This window comes from Burkholderia sp. AU16741, assembly GCF_002223345.1.
Lineage (GTDB): Bacteria > Pseudomonadota > Gammaproteobacteria > Burkholderiales > Burkholderiaceae > Burkholderia > Burkholderia sola.
The window spans coordinates 1,672,029-1,691,678 of the sequence record NZ_NKEZ01000003.1 but is presented as its reverse complement, the minus strand read 5'-3'; the positions used below and the strand labels follow the sequence as shown (position 1 = coordinate 1,691,678).

General features: G+C 67.5%; 14 protein-coding genes. 11 read left to right on the top strand and 3 right to left on the bottom strand.

Annotation, left to right across the window (positions count from 1 at the left end; all coding sequences use genetic code 11):
• Nucleotides 1–8 precede the first annotated feature (8 nt).
• The 4 genes from smc (at nt 9) to def (ending at nt 7,664) form a co-directional block, all read left to right on the top strand.
• Entirely contained in the window at nt 9–3,521 is a 3,513-nt protein-coding gene (smc, locus tag CFB89_RS10260) for a chromosome segregation protein SMC (protein ID WP_089467737.1), read from the top strand.
• An 85-nt stretch (nt 3,522–3,606) separates the two neighbouring features.
• On the top strand, nt 3,607–4,893 hold the full coding sequence (locus CFB89_RS10255; protein WP_089467736.1) for a cell division protein ZipA C-terminal FtsZ-binding domain-containing protein: 1,287 nt from the start codon (nt 3,607–3,609) through the stop codon (nt 4,891–4,893).
• Between the two features lie 165 nt (nt 4,894–5,058).
• Nucleotides 5,059–7,134, top strand: coding sequence for an NAD-dependent DNA ligase LigA (ligA, locus tag CFB89_RS10250; protein ID WP_089467735.1), 2,076 nt, complete (start codon nt 5,059–5,061; stop codon nt 7,132–7,134).
• Nucleotides 7,131–7,664 (top strand): peptide deformylase, encoded by a 534-nt coding sequence (gene def / locus CFB89_RS10245; RefSeq protein ID WP_089467734.1) that lies wholly within the window; start codon nt 7,131–7,133, stop codon nt 7,662–7,664. Before ligA ends, def begins: the two co-directional genes overlap by 4 nt.
• A gap of 81 nt (nt 7,665–7,745) precedes the next feature.
• On the opposite strand, the gene CFB89_RS10240 is transcribed toward def, so the two are convergent.
• Genes CFB89_RS10240 through map form a run of 3 tightly spaced genes read right to left on the bottom strand, consistent with a single transcriptional unit; the run spans nt 7,746 to nt 13,093 of the window.
• Entirely contained in the window at nt 7,746–9,638 is a 1,893-nt protein-coding gene (locus CFB89_RS10240) for a pseudouridine synthase (protein WP_089467733.1), read from the bottom strand.
• Between the two features lie 16 nt (nt 9,639–9,654).
• Nucleotides 9,655–12,231, bottom strand: a complete 2,577-nt coding sequence (locus CFB89_RS10235; RefSeq protein WP_089467732.1) for a [protein-PII] uridylyltransferase — start codon at nt 12,229–12,231, stop codon at nt 9,655–9,657.
• Between the two features lie 46 nt (nt 12,232–12,277).
• Nucleotides 12,278–13,093 carry a type I methionyl aminopeptidase gene (gene map, locus CFB89_RS10230; protein WP_050012902.1) on the bottom strand — a complete coding sequence of 272 codons (816 nt, stop codon included), beginning with the start codon at nt 13,091–13,093 and terminating at the stop codon, nt 12,278–12,280.
• Between the two features lie 379 nt (nt 13,094–13,472).
• On the opposite strand from map, the gene rpsB reads away from it, so the two are divergent.
• The 7 genes from rpsB (at nt 13,473) to CFB89_RS10190 (ending at nt 19,648) form a co-directional block, all read left to right on the top strand.
• The gene (gene rpsB / locus CFB89_RS10220; protein ID WP_069617666.1) at nt 13,473–14,213 is read left to right on the top strand and encodes a 30S ribosomal protein S2; all 741 of its coding nucleotides are present in this window, start codon (nt 13,473–13,475) and stop codon (nt 14,211–14,213) included.
• A 162-nt stretch (nt 14,214–14,375) separates the two neighbouring features.
• Nucleotides 14,376–15,257, top strand: coding sequence for a translation elongation factor Ts (gene tsf, locus CFB89_RS10215; protein ID WP_021159104.1), 882 nt, complete (start codon nt 14,376–14,378; stop codon nt 15,255–15,257).
• A gap of 155 nt (nt 15,258–15,412) precedes the next feature.
• Nucleotides 15,413–16,126, top strand: a complete 714-nt coding sequence (gene pyrH, locus CFB89_RS10210; RefSeq protein ID WP_006402648.1) for a UMP kinase — start codon at nt 15,413–15,415, stop codon at nt 16,124–16,126.
• A gap of 104 nt (nt 16,127–16,230) precedes the next feature.
• Nucleotides 16,231–16,791 carry a ribosome recycling factor gene (gene frr, locus CFB89_RS10205; RefSeq protein WP_089467731.1) on the top strand — a complete coding sequence of 187 codons (561 nt, stop codon included), beginning with the start codon at nt 16,231–16,233 and terminating at the stop codon, nt 16,789–16,791.
• Between the two features lie 47 nt (nt 16,792–16,838).
• On the top strand, nt 16,839–17,621 hold the full coding sequence (uppS, locus tag CFB89_RS10200) for a polyprenyl diphosphate synthase (protein WP_089467730.1): 783 nt from the start codon (nt 16,839–16,841) through the stop codon (nt 17,619–17,621).
• Nucleotides 17,615–18,436, top strand: a complete 822-nt coding sequence (locus CFB89_RS10195) for a phosphatidate cytidylyltransferase (protein ID WP_089467729.1) — start codon at nt 17,615–17,617, stop codon at nt 18,434–18,436. The genes uppS and CFB89_RS10195 overlap by 7 nt, the downstream gene beginning before the upstream one ends.
• A gap of 15 nt (nt 18,437–18,451) precedes the next feature.
• Nucleotides 18,452–19,648: a 1-deoxy-D-xylulose-5-phosphate reductoisomerase gene (locus tag CFB89_RS10190; protein WP_089467728.1), complete on the top strand. Its 1,197-nt coding sequence runs from the start codon at nt 18,452–18,454 to the stop codon at nt 19,646–19,648.
• Nucleotides 19,649–19,650: the final 2 nt, after the last annotated feature.

Sequence of the window (19,650 nt, the reverse complement as noted above, 5' to 3'; positions counted from 1 at the left end):
ATACCGCCGTGCGTCTGAGCTCGATCAAACTCGCTGGCTTCAAATCCTTCGTCGATCCCACGCATTTCCAGGTTCCGGGCCAGCTTGTCGGCGTGGTCGGCCCGAACGGATGCGGCAAGTCCAACATCATCGACGCCGTGCGCTGGGTGCTCGGCGAGTCGCGCGCGTCCGAGCTGCGCGGCGAATCGATGCAGGACGTGATCTTCAACGGTTCGACCGCCCGCAAGCCCGGCAGCCGGGCCAGCGTCGAACTGATTTTCGACAACTCCGACGGCCGCGCGGCCGGGCAGTGGGGCCAGTACGGCGAGATCGCCGTGAAGCGCGTGCTGACGCGCGACGGCACGTCGAGCTACTACATCAACAACCTGCCGGCGCGCCGCCGCGACATCCAGGACATCTTCCTCGGCACCGGCCTCGGCCCGCGCGCGTACGCGATCATCGGGCAGGGCATGATCGCGCGGATCATCGAGGCGAAGCCGGAAGAGCTGCGCGTGTTCCTCGAGGAAGCCGCCGGCGTGTCGAAGTACAAGGAACGCCGTCGCGAAACCGAGAACCGTCTGCACGACACGCGCGAGAACCTGACGCGCGTCGAGGACATCGTCCGCGAACTCGGTGCGAACCTCGAAAAGCTCGAGGCGCAGGCGGTGGTCGCGACCAAGTACAAGGAACTCGTCGCCGACGGCGAGGAGAAGCAGCGCCTCTTGTGGCTGCTGCGCAAGAACGAGGCCGCCGGCGAGCAGCAGAAGCAGCAGCGCGCGATCGAACAGGCGCAGATCGACCTCGAGGCGCAGACGGCGAAGCTGCGCGAAGTCGAGGCGCAGCTCGAGACGCTGCGCGTCGCGCACTACTCGGCGAGCGATGCGATGCAGGGCGCGCAGGGCGCGCTCTACGAAGCGAACGCCGAGGTGAGCCGCCTCGAAGCCGAGATCAAGTTCATCGTCGAATCGCGCAATCGCGTGCAGGCGCAGATCGCCGCGCTGAACGCGCAACGCGAGCAGTGGCGCGCGCAGGCCGAGAAGTCGCAGGACGAGCTCGAGGAAGCCGAAGAAGCGCGCGCGATGGCCGACGAGAAGGCCGCGCTCGCCGAAGACAACGCGGCCGCCAAGCACGATGCGCTGCCGGCGCTCGAGGCGAAGTGGCGCGACGCGCAGGCGCAGCTCAACGACGAGCGCGCGCGGATCGCGCAGACCGAGCAGTCGCTGAAGCTCGAAGCCGCGCATCAGCGCAACGCCGACCAGCAGCTCCAGCAGCTTCAGCAGCGCCACGAGCGCCTGAAGAGCGAAGCGGGCGGGCTCGACGCGCCGGACGAGACGCAGCTCGAAGAGCTGCGCATGCAACTGGCCGAGCAGGAAGAGATTCTCGCGGAAGCGCAGGCCCGCCTGGCCGACGCGCAGGAAACGGTGCCGCGCCTCGACGGCGAACGCCGCGCCGCTCAGGAGCGCGTGCAGGCCGAAGCCGCCCAGATCCACCAGCTCGAGGCGCGCCTTGCCGCGCTGAAGCAACTGCAGGAGAACGTGCAGACCGAGGGCAAGATTCAGCCGTGGCTCGACAAGCACGAGCTCGGCGCGCTGCCGCGTCTGTGGAAGAAGCTGCACGTCGAGGCTGGCTGGGAAGCGGCGCTCGAGGCCGTGCTGCGCGAGCGCCTCGCCGCGCTCGAAGTGTCGAATCTCGACTGGGTGAAGGCATTCGCGACCGATGCGCCGCCCGCGAAGCTCGCGTTCTACGCGCCGCCCGCGGCCGGCGAGACGCCCGCCGCGGTGGCCGGGCTGCGCCCGGTGCTGTCGCTCGTGCGTATCGACGACGCGGGCATTCGCGCGGTGCTGAACGACTGGCTCGGCAACGTATACGTCGCCGACGACGTCGCGCAGGCGCTCGCGGCGCGCACGCAACTGCCGGCAGGCGGCGCGTTCGTCGTCAAGGCCGGCCATATGGTCACGCGGGTCGGCGTGCAGTTGTATGCGGCCGATTCGGAGCAGGCCGGGATGCTGGCCCGCCAGCAGGAAATCGAAAACCTGGCGCGCCAGGTGCGCGCGCAGGCGCTGCTCGCCGACGAGGCGCGCACGGCCGCCGTGCGGGCGGAAGCCGCGCATACGCAGGCCACGCAGGCGCTTGGCGACGTGCGCGCGCAAGCCGAACGCGCGACGCAGCGCGTGCATGCGCTGCAGATGGATGTGCTCAAGCTCGCGCAGGCGCACGAACGCTACACGCAGCGCAGCACGCAGATCCGCGAGGAACTCGAGGAAATCGGCGCGCAGATCGAAGAGCAGCGTGCGCTGCGCGCGGAGTCGGAAGCGAATTTCGAGCGCTTCGACGGCGAGCTCGCGGAACTGCAGGCGCGCTTCGAGGACAACCAGCTCGCGTTCGAGTCGCTCGACGAATCGCTGACGCAGGCGCGTCAGGAAGCGCGCGACCTGGAGCGCGGCGCGAACGACGCGCGCTTCGCCGCACGCAACGCGGTGACCCGGATCGACGAGCTCAAGCGTACGATCCAGGTCGCCCACGAGCAGAGCGAGCGCGTCGCCGCGTCGCTGGAAGACGCGCGCGCCGAACTCGAGACGATCAACGAGCAGACCGCGCACACGGGCCTGCAGGACGCGCTCGAGATTCGCGCGGTGAAGGAAGAAGCGCTGCAGGCCGCGCGCATCGAGCTCGACGATCTCACCGCGAAGCTGCGTGCGTCGGACGAGCAGCGGCTCGTCGCCGAGCGTTCGCTGCAACCGCTGCGCGACCGCATCACCGAGTTGCAGCTGAAGGAGCAGGCCGCGCGCCTGTCCGTCGAGCAGTTCGCCGAGCAGCTCGCCACGGCCGAAGTCGACGAAACCGCACTGGCCGCGAAGCTGACGCCGGATCTGAAGCCGTCCTACCTGCAGGGCGAAGTCACGCGGCTGAACAACGCGATCAACGCGCTCGGCCCCGTGAACATGGCCGCGCTCGACGAGCTGAAGGCCGCGAGCGAGCGCAAGGTGTTCCTCGATGCGCAGTCGGCCGACCTGATCGACGCGATCACGACGCTCGAGGACGCGATCCACAAGATCGACCAGGAAACCCGCACGCTGCTGCAGGGCACCTTCGACGAGGTCAACCGTCATTTCAGCGACCTGTTCCCGCGCCTGTTCGGCGGCGGCCAGGCGAAGCTGATCATGACGGGCGACGAGATTCTCGATGCCGGCGTGCAGGTGATGGCGCAGCCGCCCGGCAAGAAGAACGCGACGATTCACCTGCTGTCGGGCGGCGAGAAGGCGCTGACCGCGACCGCGCTGGTGTTCGCGATGTTCCAGCTGAACCCGGCGCCGTTCTGTCTGCTCGACGAGGTCGACGCGCCGCTGGACGACGCGAACACCGAGCGTTTCGCGAATCTCGTGCGCGCGATGTCCGACAAGACGCAGTTCCTGTTCATCTCGCACAACAAGATCGCGATGGAGATGGCGCAGCAACTGATCGGCGTGACGATGCAGGAGCAGGGCGTGTCGCGGATCGTCGCGGTGGACATGGAAACCGCCGCGGGTTTTGCCCAGAATTGACGTTTGACGAAACCGGACCGCGTTCGCGCGGCGCATGGGCGCCCGTTCGCGGTCCCGACGAAAAAGAATTGCTGATGGAGCGTGCATGGACGAGTTGACACTCGGTTTGATCGGCGCGGGCGCCGTCGTGGTGGGCGGCGTCGTGGTCTACAACGCATGGCAGGGCGCGAAAGTGCGGCGCAGGATGCCGCGCCCGATGCCGGAGGAAGCGGTCGAGGCAATGAACCGCCCCGAGCGCGACGAAGAGTTGCCGTTCATCGAGCCGGTACGTCAGCCGGTGCGCCGCGAGCCCGCGGCACCGGTCGCGGCGGCTGTCGCCGCGACCGAAGCCGCGCGCGTCGAGCCGACGTTCGGCGGGGCCGCGAGCGGCGCGGCGCCGGCCGATACGCCGGCCGACCTGCAGGCCGAGGCGACGGGGGCCGATACGTCGTCCGAATCGACCGAGCCGGCTGCCGGCGAAGAAGCCGTGACCGCCGCCGCGCATGAAGCGGCAGCCGAACCGGCCGGCCCGACCGAACCGGTGATGCCGGCCGCGACGACGATCTCGTCCGCGCCGCCCGCGATCGTCGATCGCCGGATCGACTGCATCGTGCCGATCCGCCTCACCGGCCCGCTGCCGGGCGACAAGATCCTGCCGGTCGCGCAGCGGCTGCGCCGCGCGGGCAGCAAGCCCGTGCATATCGAAGGCAAGCCGGAAGGCGGCCAGTGGGAGTTGCTGCAGAACGGCGTGCGCTACGAAGAGCTGCGCGCGGCCGCGCAGCTTGCGAACCGCAGCGGCGCGCTGAACGAACTCGAATTTTCCGAATTCGTGACGGGCGTCCAGCAGTTCGCCGACGCGATCGACGGCGCGCCGGAATTCCCGGACATGATGGAAACGGTCGCGATGGCGCGCGAACTCGACGCGTTTGCCGCGCAGTGCGACGCGCAACTGTCGATCAACGTGATGTCGGACGGCGCGCCGTGGTCCGCGAACTACGTGCAGGCGGTCGCGTCGCAGGACGGGCTGCTGCTGTCGCGCGACGGCACGCGCTTCGTGAAGCTCGACGCGAAGCAGAATCCGGTGTTCATGCTGCAGTTCGGCGATACGAACTTCCTGCGCGACGACCTCACGTACAAGGGCGGCAACATGATCACGCTGGTGCTCGACGTGCCGGTGGCCGAAGAGGACATCCTGCCGTTCCGGCTGATGTGCGATTACGCGAAGTCGCTGTCCGAGCGGATCGGCGCGCGCGTCGTCGACGATTCGCGCCGGCCGCTGCCGGAGTCGACGCTGCTCGCGATCGAGCAGCAGCTGATGAAGCTGTACGCGAAGCTCGAGGAAGCCGGCATCCCGGCCGGTTCGCCGGTCACGCGCCGCCTGTTCAGCCAGTAACGCGAAGGCGCGGACGGCGGTTTTCGGCGCCGTCTTTCGTCTCCGCGGCGCACACCGTGCGGTGTGCGCTGCAGCACGTCATCGGGCCCGCATTGCGTGCCCCGCCGCGGCGTCAAACTGAGATAATCGGAAAACCGATTTTTTCAGAACGACTCTGCCGCCAGCATGGCCCGAACCCAAGCCGAACCGCCAGCCAGCCAGCCCGACGCGCGCGCCGCGTGGCTGCGCGACCAACTCGAGCGGGCAAACTACGCCTATTACGTGCTCGACCAGCCGGATCTGCCCGACGCCGAATACGACCGGCTGTTCCGTGAGCTGCAGCAGCTCGAAACCGACCATCCCGAACTCGTGACGCCCGATTCACCGACGCAGCGCGTCGGCGGCGAAGCGGCCGGCGGCTTCACGCCGGTCGTCCACGATGCGCCGATGCTGTCGCTGAACAACGGCTTCGCCGACGAGGACATCGTCGCGTTCGACAAGCGCATCGCCGACGCGCTCGCGAAGACGACCGATCTCGCCGGCTCGGTGACGGACCCCGTCGAATACGCGTGCGAACTGAAGTTCGACGGCCTCGCGATTTCGCTGCGCTACGAGCAAGGCGTGTTCGTGCAGGCCGCGACGCGCGGCGACGGGACGACGGGCGAGGACGTGACCGAGAACGTGCGCACGATCCGTTCGATTCCGCTGAAGCTGAAGGGCAAGCACGTGCCGGCGGTGCTCGACGTGCGCGGCGAGGTGCTGATGTTCAAGCGCGATTTCGCACGCCTGAACGAACGCCAGCGCGCGGCCGAGCAGCGCGAATTCGCGAACCCGCGCAACGCGGCGGCCGGCAGCCTGCGCCAGCTCGACTCGAAGATCACCGCGCAGCGGCCGCTGTCGTTCTTCGCGTACGGGATCGGCGTGCTCGACGGGATGCCGATGCCCGACACGCACAGCGCGCTGCTCGACTGGTACGAGGCGTTCGGCCTGCCCGTGAACCGCGAGCGTGCGGTCGTGCACGGCGCCGAAGGGCTGCTCGAGTTCTTCCGCAAGGTCGGCGAGAAGCGCGAGTCGCTGCCGTACGACATCGACGGCGTCGTCTACAAGGTCAACCGGCGTGACGAGCAGGAGCGCCTCGGCTTCGTGTCGCGTGCGCCGCGCTTCGCGCTCGCGCACAAGTTCCCCGCGCAGGAAGCGCTGACGAAGCTCGTCGCGATCGAGGTTCAGGTCGGCCGCACGGGCGCGATCACGCCGGTCGCGCGTCTCGAGCCGGTCTTCGTCGGCGGTGCGACCGTGACCAATGCGACGCTGCACAACGAGGACGAAGTGCGCCGCAAGGACATCCGGATCGGCGACACCGTGATCGTGCGCCGTGCCGGCGACGTGATTCCGGAAGTCGTCGGCGCGCTGCTCGACCGGCGCCCGGCGGACGCGGCCGAATTCGTGATGCCGACCGAATGCCCGGTGTGCGGCTCGAAGATCGAGCGCCTGCCGGACGAGGCGATCGCGCGCTGCACGGGCGGGCTGTTCTGCCCGGCGCAGCGCAAGCAGGCGCTGTGGCATTTCGCGCAGCGCCGCGCGCTCGACATCGACGGCCTCGGCGAGAAGATCATCGACCAGCTCGTCGAGCTGAATCTCGTGCGTACGCCGGCCGACCTGTTCAATCTCGGTTTCGCGACGCTCGCCGAGCTCGACCGGTTCGCCGAGAAGTCCGCGCAGAATCTGCTCGATTCGCTCGAGAAGGCGAAGCACACGACGCTCGCGCGTTTCATCTACGGGCTCGGCATCCGCCATGTCGGCGAATCGACCGCGAAGGATCTCGCGAAGCATTTCGGCTCGCTGACGCCGATCATGGATGCGTCGATCGAGGAACTGCTCGAAGTCAACGACGTCGGGCCGATCGTCGCCGAGTCGATTCACCAGTTCTTCGCGGAAGAGCACAACCGCACGGTGATCGAGCAGTTGCGCGCGCCCGGCAAGGTCACGTGGCCGGAAGGGCCGCCCGCGCCGAAGGCGCCGCAGGGCGTGCTGGCCGGCAAGACGATCGTGCTGACGGGCACGCTGCCGAATCTCACGCGCGACGCGGCGAAGGAGATGCTCGAAGCGGCCGGCGCCAAGGTGGCCGGTTCGGTATCGAAGAAGACGGATTACGTGGTCGCGGGCGCCGAAGCCGGCAGCAAGCTCGCGAAGGCCGAGGAACTCGGCATCCCCGTGCTGGACGAAGACGGCCTGCACCAACTCCTGGAGGGCAATACGCCATGATTCGCGAGATCCTGAAGATGGGCGATCCGCGCCTGCTCGAAATCGCCGAGCCGGTCGAGCGGTTCGATACACCCGAGCTGCACGAGATCGTCGCGGACATGTTCGAGACGATGCATCACGCGAACGGCGCCGGCTTGGCCGCGCCGCAGATCGGCATCGGGCTGCAGATCATCATCTTCGGCTTCGGCAACAACAACCGCTACCCGGATGCGCCGCCGGTGCCCGAGACCGTGCTGATCAACCCGAAGGTCGAGTACCTGCCGCCGGACATCGAAGAGGGCTGGGAAGGCTGCCTGTCGGTGCCGGGCATGCGCGGCGTCGTCAGCCGCTACGCGAAGGTGCGCTACAGCGGCTTCGACCAGTTCGGCCAGAAGATCGATCGCGTCGCCGAGGGGTTCCACGCACGCGTGGTCCAGCACGAATACGATCACCTGATCGGCAAGCTGTATCCGATGCGGATCACCGACTTCACGCGCTTCGGGTTCACCGAGGTGCTGTTCCCGGGGCTCGACCCGGCCGACGACGACTGATCGGCCGCCCTCGCGGGGAAAAGAAAAAGCCCGCTTGAAGCGGGCTCTTTTCATTGCGTGGCGTACGTGGTGCGCTTGCGGTCAGAACGTCTCGTCGGCGGACAGATAGCGCCATTGGCCCTGCGGCAGCGCGCCGAGCATCACGCGGCCCATCCGCACGCGCTTCAGGCCGATTACGTCGAGGCCGACCAGTTCGCACATGCGCCGGATCTGGCGCTTCTTGCCTTCGCGCAGCACGAAGCGCAACTGCTCGCCGTTCTGCCAGCTCACCAGCGCCGGCTTCAGCGCGACGCCGTCGAGCTCGAGGCCGTGGCGCAGCTTCGCGAGCGATTCCGCCGGGAAGTGCTGGTCGATGTCGATCAGGCGTTCGCCGAAGCGCACGCGCACCAGGTATTCCTTGTCGATGTCCGACTGTTCGCCGATCAGCTGCTTCGCGATCACGCCGTTTTGCGTGAGCACGAGCAGGCCGGTGGAGTCGATGTCGAGACGGCCGGCCGGTGCGAGCGCATGCAGGTGCTGCGGGGAGAAGCGCACCGGCGAATGATCGCCGCTCCAGCGGTTCGCGCGCGTGATCAGCACGGCCGCCGGCTCGTAGCCGTCTTCCGCTTGACCCGACACGTAGCCGACCGGCTTGTGCAGCAAGATCGTCACCTGCGCGGCCTGAGCGGCGCTCGCGCGCTCGTCGATCTCGATCTTCTGGTCGGCGCGCACCTTGGTGCCGAGCGTGTCGATGCGTTCGCCGTCGACGAGCACCCAGCCCTTTTCGATCCATTCGTCGGCTTCGCGGCGCGAGCACATGCCGAGTTCGGACATTCGCTTCGACAGGCGCATCAGGCCCGTTTCGTCGCCGTAGTCGACGTCGGCTGCTGCGCGCTTGACGGGTTGCGCGGTCTTCACCGTACCGAACGAACGGCGCTCGCCGTCGCGTGCGGGGCGGGCCGGGCGATCGCCGAAGCTGCGCTTCGCGCCTTCGCCAGAGGGCTTGTCGCGGTAGGACGGGCGCTTGCTGTCGTCGCCACCTGCTGCGCGGCGCGGACGTGCATCGTCATCGTTGCGACGAGCAGGGCGGTCGGACGACGTGCGGCGGTCGCCGAAGCTGCGTTTCGCACCTTCGCCGGCGGGCTTGTCGCGGTAGGACGGGCGCTTGCTGTCGTCACCGGCTGCTGCGCGGCGCGGACGGGCATCGTCATCGTTGCGACGAGCAGGGCGGTCGGACGACGTGCGGCGGTCGCCGAAGCTGCGTTTCGCACCTTCGCCGGCGGGCTTGTCGCGGTAGGACGGGCGCTTGCTGTCGTCGCCACCTGCTGCGCGGCGCGGACGGGCATCGTCATCGTTGCGGCGCGGTGGGCGATCCGACGACGGACGGCGATCGCCGAAGCTGCGCTTCCCGCCTTCGCCGGCGGGCTTGTCGCGGTAGGACGGGCGCTTGCTGTCATCGCCACCTGCTGCGCGGCGCGGAGGGGCATCGTCATCGCTGCGGCGCGGTGGGCGATCCGACGACGGACGGCGGTCGCCGAAGCTGCGCTTCGGGCCTTCGCCGGCGGGCTTGTCGCGGTAGGACGGGCGCTTGCTGTCGTCACCTGCTGCGCGACGCGGCCGTGCATCGTCATCGCTGCGACGCGGCGGCCGATCCGACGACGGACGGCGGTCGCCGAAGCTGCGCTTCGCGCCTTCGCTGGCCGCATTGTCGCGATACGGGGCGCGCGTGCCGCGTTCGGCGCTACCGTCACGCGGCGCGCGCTTGGCCGGTGCGCGATCCGCGCCCGGGCGTTCTGCGCCGGCGGCGCCGCGCGGCTTGAACGAGCGCTCGCCGGTGGCGGCGGCCGCCGGCGCCTTCTTCGGACGGGCGGGCTTGTCCCCCGGGGGCGGCGCGGCGGGACGCACCGCCTTACGGGCGACGAGGCTGCCGGAGCGGACAGGGGCGCGGGTCGGCGACGCCGGCTTCGGATTCTTGACGGTTAATTTGGTGCGCATAAACGCTGGGATTCATTCAGACTGCGATCGCACGCAGCAATTCGGTTTCGAGCTGGATCTGCAGGCGGTTGTCGGACAGGCCGGCGCCCGCGAGCAGGAAGATGTCTTCGACGCGCTCGCCGAGCGTATTGATCCGCGCCGCATGGACGCCGATCCGATGTTCGGCGAGTACGCGCGCGATCGAATAGAGAAGGCCCGGCCGGTCGTTGGCCGACACGGACAGGATGTAGTACTGACCGCGCTCGTCGGCCCGCAGGTCGACGCGCGGCGTGATCGGAAACGTCCGGGACAGCCTCGACAGGCGGCCCTTCGACGGCTCCGGCAGCGTGGCCGTTTCGGCGAGCCGCGTCGCGAGCTGCTGCTCGACGAGATTCGCGATGTCGCGGTAGCGCACGTCGCGTTCGGTCTGCGTGACGATGAAGTTGTCGAGTGCATAGCCGTGCCGCGTCGTGCTGACGCGCGCATCGAGCACCGACAGCCCGTTGCGGTCGAAATACGCGCAGATGCCCGCGAACAGATCGGGGCGGTCCTTCACGTACACGAGCACTTGCAGCGCGTCGCCGATCGGCGAAGGCCGCGCGCGGACGATCGCGGTTTCGGCGTTCACGTGCCGGTACAGCACGCGTGTCTGCCACGCGATGTCGGCCGCGTCGTGACGCAGGAAGAAGCCGACGTCGAGCTGATCCCACAACGCGCGGTGCGCATCGTCGGGCACGGTTTCCAGGCGCAGCAGCGCGAGCGCCTGCTCCTGCCGCGACTTCAGTTCCGAATGCGCGTCGGGATTCGCGCCGCCGAGCACCGCGAGCGTGATGCGGTAGAGATCCTCGAGCAGCTTGCCCTTCCACGTGTTCCACACCTTCGGGCTGGTGCCGCGGATATCGGCGACGGTCAGCAGGTAGAGCGCGGTCAGGTACCGTTCGTTACCGACGACTTCGGCGAAACGCTTGATGACTTCGGGGTCGCTCGTATCCTGCTTCTGCGCGACCTGGCTCATCGTCAGGTGATGCTGAACGAGCCATACGATCAGCGCGGCGTCCTCGGCGGCGATCCCGTGCTCGCGGCAGAAGCGCCGCGCGTCGGCCATCCCGAGCGTCGAGTGATCGCCGCCGCGGCCCTTCGCGATGTCGTGGAACAGCGCCGCGACATACAGCACCCATGGGCGCTCGAAGTTGCCGATCAACTGGCTGCAGAACGGATACTCGTGCGCATGCTCGGCCACCGCGAAGCGGCGGATATTGCGCAACACCATCAGGATGTGCTGATCGACCGTGTACACGTGGTACAGGTCGTGCTGCATCTGGCCGACGATGCGGCGGAAGTTCAGCAGGTAGCGGCCGAGCACGCTCGTCTGGTTCATCAGCCGGAACGCGTGCGTGATGCCTTCGGGCTGCTGCAGGATCCGCATGAACGTGGCGCGGTTCTGCGGATCGCGGCGCCACGCGTTGTTCATGATTTCGCGCGAGTTGTACAGCGCACGCAGCGTCCGGGCGGACAGGCCCTTCACGCCGCGCGTCGTTTCGTACAGCAGGAACGCTTCGAGGATCGCGTCGGGATGGCGCTCGAACACGCCGTCGTCGACGATCTCGAGCATCCCCTGTTTCTCGACGAAGCGATCGGCCGACAGCACGCGCGTGATGCCGCTCGTCGCGGGGAAGAGCTGCGCCTCGATGTTCTGGATCAGGATCGTCGCCAGCTGCGTGACGGCTTTCGCGGCCCAGTAGTAGCGGCGCATCAGCTGTTCGCTCGCGCGCTTGGCCTGCGTGGGCTGGTAGCCGAAGCTCTCGGCGGCCTGCGTCTGCAGGTCGAACACGAGCATGTCCTGGCGGCGCCCGGCGATCACGTGCAGCCGCGCGCGCAGCGTCTTCAGGAAGCCTTCGTTGCGGCGCAGCTCGCGCGCTTCGCGGTCGGTGATGAGGCCGCGCGTGTCGAGTTCGCGCCAGCTGCTGCCGAAGCCGGCCGCGCGCGCGATCCACAGGATCGTCTGCAGGTCGCGCAGCCCGCCGGGGCTTTCCTTCACGTTCGGTTCGAGGCTGTACGGCGTGTCCTGGCACTTCGCGTGGCGCTGGCGCATCTCGAGCACCTTCGCGGTGAAGAACGCGCGGGCGTCGAGCGCTTCGTGGTAGCGCACGGTGAAGCGCTCGAACAGCGCGGTGCTGCCGACGATGCGGCGCGCTTCCAGCAGCGAGGTCTGCACCGTGACGTCCTGCGACGCCTCCTCGATGCACTGCGCGACCGTCCGCACGCTGCTGCCGATCTCGAGGCCGAGGTCCCACGCCATGCCAATGAAGCGCTCGATGCGCGCGTCGAGCGCCGCGTCGTGCGCATCGGGCAGCAGCACGAGGATGTCGACGTCCGAATAGGGCGCGAGCTCGCCGCGCCCGTAGCCGCCGACGGCGACGAGCGCGAGCGTCGCGGGCAGCCCGCAATCGTCCCACACGCGCTTCAACGCGTCGTCGGTGAGTTTCGACAGCGCGTGCATCAGCGGCGCGACGTTCGCCGCGCGGCGAAAGCGCTCGAGCATCGCCGTCTTGGCGGCCTTGAATTCGGCGCGCCGGGACAGCGCTTCGGGCGAGGGGGCAGCGTGAGCGCTCATGGGCGACCGTTCGGGGGCGGGGTGGGGCGGGCTGGGGCGGCGGCGCTCAGACGGCGGCGGCCGGCTGCGCGAACACGGGGCGCGCCGGCGTGCCGGCCGACACGGTCAGCACTTCGTAGCCGGTTTCGGTGACGAGCACCGTGTGCTCCCACTGCGCGGACAGGCTGCGGTCGCGCGTCTTGACCGTCCACTGGTCGGGCATCGTGCGGATGTCGCGCTTGCCGGCGTTGATCATCGGCTCGATCGTGAAGATCATCCCGGCCTTCAGTTCGATGCCGGTGCCCGGGCGGCCGTAGTGGACGACCTGCGGATCCTCGTGGAACACCGTGCCGATGCCGTGGCCGCAGTATTCGCGCACGACGCTGTAGCCCTGCGCCTCCGCGTGCTTCTGGATCGCGTAGCCGATGTCGCCGAGGTGCGCGCCGGGCTTGACCTGGTCGATGCCGAGCCACATGCATTCGTAGGTGGTCTGCACGAGGCGCTTCGCGAGGATCGAGCCCTCGCCGACGATGAACATCCGGCTGGTGTCGCCGAAATAGCCGTTCTTGATCACGGTGATGTCGATGTTCAGCGCGTCGCCGTTCTTGATCACCTTCTCGCCGGGAATGCCGTGGCAGATCACGTCGTTGACCGAAATGCAGGTGGCCTTCGGGTACGGCGGATAGCCGGGCGGCTGATAGTTCAGCGGCGCGGGGATCGTGCCTTGCTCGTTGAGCATGAACTCGTGGCAGAGGCGGTCCAGTTCGGCGGTCGTGACGCCGGCGACGACGTGCGGCGTGATGAAGTCGAGCACTTCGCTCGCGAGACGGCAGGCGACGCGCATCTGGGCGATATCGTGTTCGTTTTTGAGCGTAATAGCCATCGAGGTATGCCTGGAATGCGGTGAATTGACGGATTATCGCACCTTATGGCGGGCCTCGCAGCCCCTGCGGGCCGCGCGGATGCGGGTTTTCGAGGATTGTCCGGCCCGCTGCCGCGCGGCAAGCGAAAGTGCCGCGCGACTTGAGAGCCGACAAATCCGCGTGCTATACTCTTTGGCTAAGTCGACATCCAAATTTGCCGTCGTGCCCCATTTTGGGGTGGCATCGCGGTGAAAGGCTTACGGCACGGGCGTTTTGCACGTGCCGAATCGCAAGCCGGCGCAACCAGGGTGCCGTCCGTGCGGAATTCCCGCCTTTCGGGGCAGGTTCGCGCGGCGGTACGGCAGCCGGCTTAAGACCCAACCCTCGTGGAGAATTTACATGGCAGTCACGATGCGCCAAATGCTGGAAGCAGGTGTCCACTTCGGTCACCAGACGCGCTTCTGGAACCCGAAGATGGCTCCGTTCATTTTCGGTCACCGCAACAAGATTCACATCATCAACCTCGAAAAGACGCTGCCGATGTTCACGGACGCACAGAAGTACGTGCGCCAGCTGGCAGCGAACCGCGGCACGATCCTGTTCGTCGGCACGAAGCGCCAGTCGCGTGACACGATCGCCCAGGAAGCGCAACGTGCGGGCATGCCGTACGTCAACGCACGCTGGCTCGGCGGCATGATGACCAACTTCAAGACGCTGAAGGTGTCGATCAAGCGCCTGAAGGACATGGAAGCGGCCGTCGAAGCGGGTGAAACCGAGAAGATGAGCAAGAAGGAAGCGCTGCTGTTCGAACGCGAAATCGCCAAGCTGCAGAAGTCGATCGGCGGCGTGAAGGACATGGGCGGCATTCCGGACGCGATTTTCGTCATCGACGTCGGCTACCACAAGATCGCCGTCACGGAAGCGAACAAGCTGGGCGTGCCGGTCATCGCCGTGGTCGACACGAACCACTCGCCGGAAGGTGTGGATTACGTGATCCCGGGTAACGACGACTCGAGCAAGGCAGTCGCGCTGTACGCCGAAGGCGTGGCCGACGCGATCCTCGAAGGCCGTGCGAACGCGGTCAACGAAGTGGTCCAGGCCGCACGCGGCGACGACGAATACGTCGAGGAAAACGCGTAACTGGCCCCGAGCCGGCGCAAAAAGGGGGCTCTCAACAGGCCCCCTTTTTTTAAGCTTGTGCGCCGGACCTGATCGCGCCGAATCGGCGCGGGTCCGGAAACGAATCTCGGCCGTTCGCGTCCAAGCGAGCGGCGTTGTGAATACAGACTCAAGGAGCGAATGATGGCGGCAATTACCGCAAGCATGGTGGCAGAACTGCGCGCGAAGACCGACGCACCGATGATGGAATGCAAGAAGGCGCTGACGGAAGCCGACGGCGATCTGGCCAAGGCTGAAGAACTGCTGCGCGTCAAGCTCGGCAACAAGGCGAGCAAGGCCGCATCGCGCGTGACGGCGGAAGGCGTCGTCGCATCGTTCGTCGGCGGCAACGCAGGCGCGCTGGTCGAGCTGAACTGCGAAACCGACTTCGTCGCGAAGAACGACGACTTCCTCGCGTTCTCGAAGACGGTCGCGGAACTCGTCGCGACGCAGAACCCGGCCGACGTGGCCGCGCTGTCGGCGCTGCCGCTCGAAGGCTCGACCGTCGACGCAGTGCGTCTCGCGCTGATCGGCAAGATCGGCGAGAACGTGTCGATCCGCCGTTTCGTCCGTTTCGAAACCGCGAACAAGATCGCGACGTACCTGCACGGCGCGCGTATCGGCGTGATCGTCGAGTACACGGGCGCGGAAGAGCAGGTCGGCAAGGACGTCGCGATGCACATCGCCGCGATGAAGCCGGTCGCGCTGTCGTCGGCCGACGTGCCGGCGGAACTGATCGAGACGGAACGCCGCGTGGCCGAGCAGAAGGCTGCCGAATCGGGCAAGCCGGCTGAAATCGTCGCGAAGATGGTCGACGGCAGCGTCCAGAAGTACCTGAAGGAAGTGTCGCTGCTGAACCAGACGTTCGTGAAGAACGACAAGCAGACGATCGAGCAGATGCTGAAGGCAGCGAATGCGGCAGTGCAGAAGTTCGCGCTGTTCGTCGTCGGCGAAGGCATCGAGAAGCGCCAGGACGACTTCGCCGCCGAAGTGGCCGCGCAAGTCGCAGCAGCCAAGCAGCAGTAAGCAGTCGGCAGTATCCGCGGCGGGCGTCCGTTCCGCCGCGGCCGGCGGCGCCGCCGGCCGGCCGGGAACCCCGGTCCGGTCGTCGGCGCTTGCCCGAATCAGTATTTCGCCCCTACAGTTCGTGGTTGTCATCCTCTCGTCGCTCGGAAGCCCCTATGTCCAATGCCTATAAACGCGTCCTCCTCAAACTCTCCGGCGAAGCGCTGATGGGCGACGATGCCTTCGGCATCAATCGCGCGACGATCGAACGGATGGTGGCCGATATCGCCGAAGTCGTGCGTCTCGGGACGCAGCTTGCGGTCGTGATCGGTGGCGGTAATATTTTCCGCGGCGTCGCGGGCGGCGCGGCCGGCATGGACCGCGCCACGGCCGACTACATGGGGATGCTCGCGACGATGATGAACGCGCTGGCGCTGCAGGACGCGATGCGCCACGCCGGCATCGAGGCGCGCGTGCAGTCCGCGCTGCGCATGGACCAGGTCGTCGAGCCGTACATCCGGCCCCGTGCGATCCGTCAGCTCGAGGAAGGCCGTGTCGTGATCTTCGCGGCCGGCACCGGCAACCCGTTCTTCACGACGGATACGGCCGCCGCGCTGCGCGGCTCGGAAGTGGGCGCGGAAGTCGTGCTGAAGGCGACCAAGGTCGATGGCGTATATTCTGCCGATCCGAAGAAGGATCCGTCGGCCACGCGCTACACGACGATCAGCTTCGACGAGGCGATCAGCCGCAACCTGCAGGTGATGGACGCAACGGCGTTTGCACTGTGCCGCGACCAGAAACTGCCGATTCGCGTGTTTTCGATCAACAAGCCGGGCGCGCTCAAGCGCATCGTGCTGGGCGAGGACGAAGGTACGCTCGTCCACGTGTAAACTCCCGCGGATGCGGGCGAACGGCGCGGGTTGCCGGCCGCGGCGCGCGACATGCGCCGGGCGGGGCTCGCGTTCTTTGAAGGTTTGAAGGTTCGGAGGTTGAAATGAGTGTCGCTGATGTGAAGAAGGGCGTCGAGCAAAAGATGCAGCGCTCGATCGAAGCGTTCAAGAACGATCTGGCCAAGATCCGTACGGGCCGTGCACACACCGGTCTGCTCGATCACGTGCAGGTCGACTACTACGGCTCGATGGTGCCGATCTCGCAGGTCGCGAACCTGACGCTCGTCGACGCGCGCACGATCGGCGTGCAGCCGTGGGAAAAGAACATGGTCGCGAAGGTCGAGAAGGCCATTCGCGAAGCCGATCTGGGCCTGAACCCGGCGACGGCCGGCGACCTGATCCGCGTGCCGATGCCCGCGCTGACGGAAGAGCGCCGCCGCGAGCTGACCAAGGTCGTGAAGAGCGAAGGCGAAACGGCCAAGGTCGCGATTCGCAACCTGCGCCGCGACGCGAACGAAGCGCTCAAGAAGCTCGTGAAGGACAAGGAAATCTCGGAAGACGACGAGCGCCGCGCGAGCGACGACGTGCAGAAGCTGACCGACAAGCACGTTGCCGAAATCGACAAGCTCGTGCAGACCAAGGAAGCCGAGATCATGACGGTCTGACGACCGTCCTCGCGCGCCGCCTTCTTCCCGCAACTGTCTCAACGGCCATGACCTATACCAGCTCTACCGTTCGCGTGCCTGACGTCGGCGTCGTGCCGCGTCACATCGCGATCATCATGGACGGCAACGGCCGTTGGGCGACCGAACGCCGATTGCCGCGCGTCGCGGGGCACACCCGCGGCGTCGATGCCGTGCGGGCGGTGGTCGAAGGCTGTGCGCGCGCCGGCGTCGAATACCTGACGCTGTTCGCGTTCAGTTCGGAAAACTGGCGCCGGCCGAACGACGAAGTGTCGTTCCTGATGCGGCTGTTCATCACCGCGCTCGAGCGCGAAGTGGGCAAACTGCATGCGAACGGGATCCGCCTGCGCGTCGTCGGCGATCTCGACCGTTTCGAGCCGCGCATTCGCGAGCTGATTCGCCGCGCCGAAACCAAGACGGCGCGCAATACCCGTCTGACGCTCACCATCGCGGCCAACTACGGCGGCCGGTGGGACATCCTGCAGGCGACGAAGAAACTCATCGAGCAGGCGGTGCGCGAAGGTCGCGAGGTCGAAGTGACCGAGGACGCCTTCGCGCCGCACCTGGCGATGGCCTACGCGCCGGAGCCCGATCTCTTCATCCGCACCGGCGGCGAGCAGCGCGTCAGCAACTTCCTGCTGTGGCAGCTCGCGTACGCCGAATTCTATTTCACCGACAAGTACTGGCCGGATTTCGACGGCGCGGCACTGGCCGACGCGCTGGCGTCGTATACCGAGCGCGAGCGCCGTTTCGGGCGCACGAGTGCGCAGCTCGAACCGCAATCGCAGAACGCCGACTCCCTTTCATGCTGAAAACCCGTGTGATCACGGCGATCGTGATGCTGGCGGTGCTGCTGCCGGTGACGCTGTTCGCGCCGCTCGCCGGATTCGGCGCGCTGATCGGCGTCGTGCTCGTGTTCGCCGCGTGGGAGTGGGCGCGCCTGCTGAAGCTCGGCGGCGCCGCTCCGATCGTCTATGCGGGCGTCGCGGCGCTCGCGCTCGCGGCCACCGCGCCGCTCGGCGTCGATGCGGCTTCGTCCCGTCCCCTTTTCATGGCGGCCGGCGTGTTCTGGCTGCTGGTCGGCCCATTCGCGCTGCGGCGCAAGCCCACGCTGGCGGGCGGCGTCTGGCGGCCGTTCCTGCTGGCCGCCGGCCTCGTCGTGTTCGCCGCCTGCTGGCACGCGCTCGTCGCCGCCCGCGCGCAGGGCGTGCCGTTCGTGCTGTCGCTGCTTCTGGTCGTCTGGCTGGCCGATATCGGCGCATACTTCGCGGGCAAGGCCTTCGGAAAGCGTAAACTGGCCATCACGATCAGCCCCGGCAAGAGCTGGGAAGGCGCGATCGGCGGCTGGTTCGCGGTGATGGTCGTCGGCGGTGTCGCGATGGCCGTGCACGTATTCGAACCGACCCTGTTTTCTGCATTCAGCGCGCGCTACGGGATGCCCGGCGCGTGGGCCGCGCTGACGCTGCTGGTCGCGTACAGCGTGATCGGCGACCTGTTCGAGTCGCTGCTGAAGCGGCAGGCGGGCGTGAAGGATTCGAGCGGATTGCTGCCGGGCCACGGCGGCGTGCTCGATCGTGTCGACGCGCTGCTGCCGGTGCTGCCGCTCGCGATGCTGCTGCTTGGTTAAACCATTATTTCTGTTATGCAAAAACGTCTGACATTGCTCGGTTCCACGGGCTCGATCGGAGACAGCACGCTCGACGTGGTCGCGCGCCATCCCGAGCGCTTCTCCGTCTACGCGCTCACCGCGCACCGCAACGGCGACAAGCTCGTCGAGCAGTGTCTGCGCTTCGCGCCCGAAGTGGCGGTGGTCGGCGATGCCGCGACGGCCGCGCAGGTCGACGCGAAACTGCGCGCGGCGGGCAGCAAGACGGTCGTGCTGCACGGGCCGCAGGCGCTCGTCGACGTGTCGAAGAGCGATGGCTGCGACACGGTGGTCGCGGCGATCGTCGGCGCGGCCGGCCTTGCGCCGAGCCTGGCGGCCGCACGCGCCGGCAAGCGGATCCTGCTCGCGAACAAGGAAGCGCTCGTGATGTCGGGCGCGATCTTCATGGACGCCGTGCGCGACCATGGCGCGATCCTGCTGCCGGTCGACAGCGAACACAACGCGATCTTCCAGTGCATGCCGCGCGACGCGGCCGAGCACGGCGGGATCTCGAAGATCATCCTGACCGCGTCGGGCGGCCCGTTCCGCACGCGTGAACCTGCCACGCTCGTCGACGTGACGCCGGACGAGGCGTGCAAGCATCCGAACTGGGTGATGGGCCGCAAGATCTCGGTCGATTCCGCGACGATGATGAACAAGGGCCTCGAAGTGATCGAGGCGCACTGGATCTTCGGGCTGCCGGGCGACCGGATCGACGTGCTGATCCATCCGCAGAGCGTGATTCATTCGCTCGTGTCGTACCGTGACGGCTCGGTGCTCGCGCAGCTCGGCAACCCCGACATGCGCACGCCGATCGCACACGCACTCGCGTTCCCCGAGCGCGTCGACGCCGGCGTCGACCCGCTCGATCTCGCGCAGATCGCCCAGCTGTCGTTCGAGAAACCCGATTACGCGCGCTTCCCGTGCCTCGCGCTCGCGCTGAAGGCGCTCGAGGAAGGCGGTATCGCGAGCGCCGCATTGAACGCGGCGAACGAAGTGGCGGTCGAAGCCTTTCTCGAGCGCCGGATCGGCTTCATGGCGATCGCGGCGACGGTCGACGCGGTGCTCGACGCGCTGCCGAACCGCGCGCCCGACGGGCTCGACGACGTCCTCGCGGCCGATGCCGAGGCTCGCCGCCTCGCCGCCGCGATCATTGCGAAAGCGCCTGCGCCCCGCGTGGAGCGTACGGTCTGAAT

Excerpts from the sequence above, each read along its gene's own strand:
- CFB89_RS10255 (WP_089467736.1), top strand. The coding sequence starts at position 3,607 with ATGGACGAGTTGACACTCGGTTTGATCGGCGCGGGCGCCGTCGTGGTG.
- ligA (WP_089467735.1), top strand. The coding sequence starts at position 5,059 with ATGGCCCGAACCCAAGCCGAACCGCCAGCCAGCCAGCCCGACGCGCGC.
- def (WP_089467734.1), top strand. The coding sequence starts at position 7,131 with ATGATTCGCGAGATCCTGAAGATGGGCGATCCGCGCCTGCTCGAAATC.
- CFB89_RS10240 (WP_089467733.1), bottom strand. The coding sequence starts at position 9,638 with ATGCGCACCAAATTAACCGTCAAGAATCCGAAGCCGGCGTCGCCGACC.
- CFB89_RS10235 (WP_089467732.1), bottom strand. The coding sequence starts at position 12,231 with ATGAGCGCTCACGCTGCCCCCTCGCCCGAAGCGCTGTCCCGGCGCGCC.
- map (WP_050012902.1), bottom strand. The coding sequence starts at position 13,093 with ATGGCTATTACGCTCAAAAACGAACACGATATCGCCCAGATGCGCGTC.
- rpsB (WP_069617666.1), top strand. The coding sequence starts at position 13,473 with ATGGCAGTCACGATGCGCCAAATGCTGGAAGCAGGTGTCCACTTCGGT.
- tsf (WP_021159104.1), top strand. The coding sequence starts at position 14,376 with ATGGCGGCAATTACCGCAAGCATGGTGGCAGAACTGCGCGCGAAGACC.
- pyrH (WP_006402648.1), top strand. The coding sequence starts at position 15,413 with ATGTCCAATGCCTATAAACGCGTCCTCCTCAAACTCTCCGGCGAAGCG.
- frr (WP_089467731.1), top strand. The coding sequence starts at position 16,231 with ATGAGTGTCGCTGATGTGAAGAAGGGCGTCGAGCAAAAGATGCAGCGC.
- uppS (WP_089467730.1), top strand. The coding sequence starts at position 16,839 with ATGACCTATACCAGCTCTACCGTTCGCGTGCCTGACGTCGGCGTCGTG.
- CFB89_RS10195 (WP_089467729.1), top strand. The coding sequence starts at position 17,615 with ATGCTGAAAACCCGTGTGATCACGGCGATCGTGATGCTGGCGGTGCTG.
- CFB89_RS10190 (WP_089467728.1), top strand. The coding sequence starts at position 18,452 with ATGCAAAAACGTCTGACATTGCTCGGTTCCACGGGCTCGATCGGAGAC.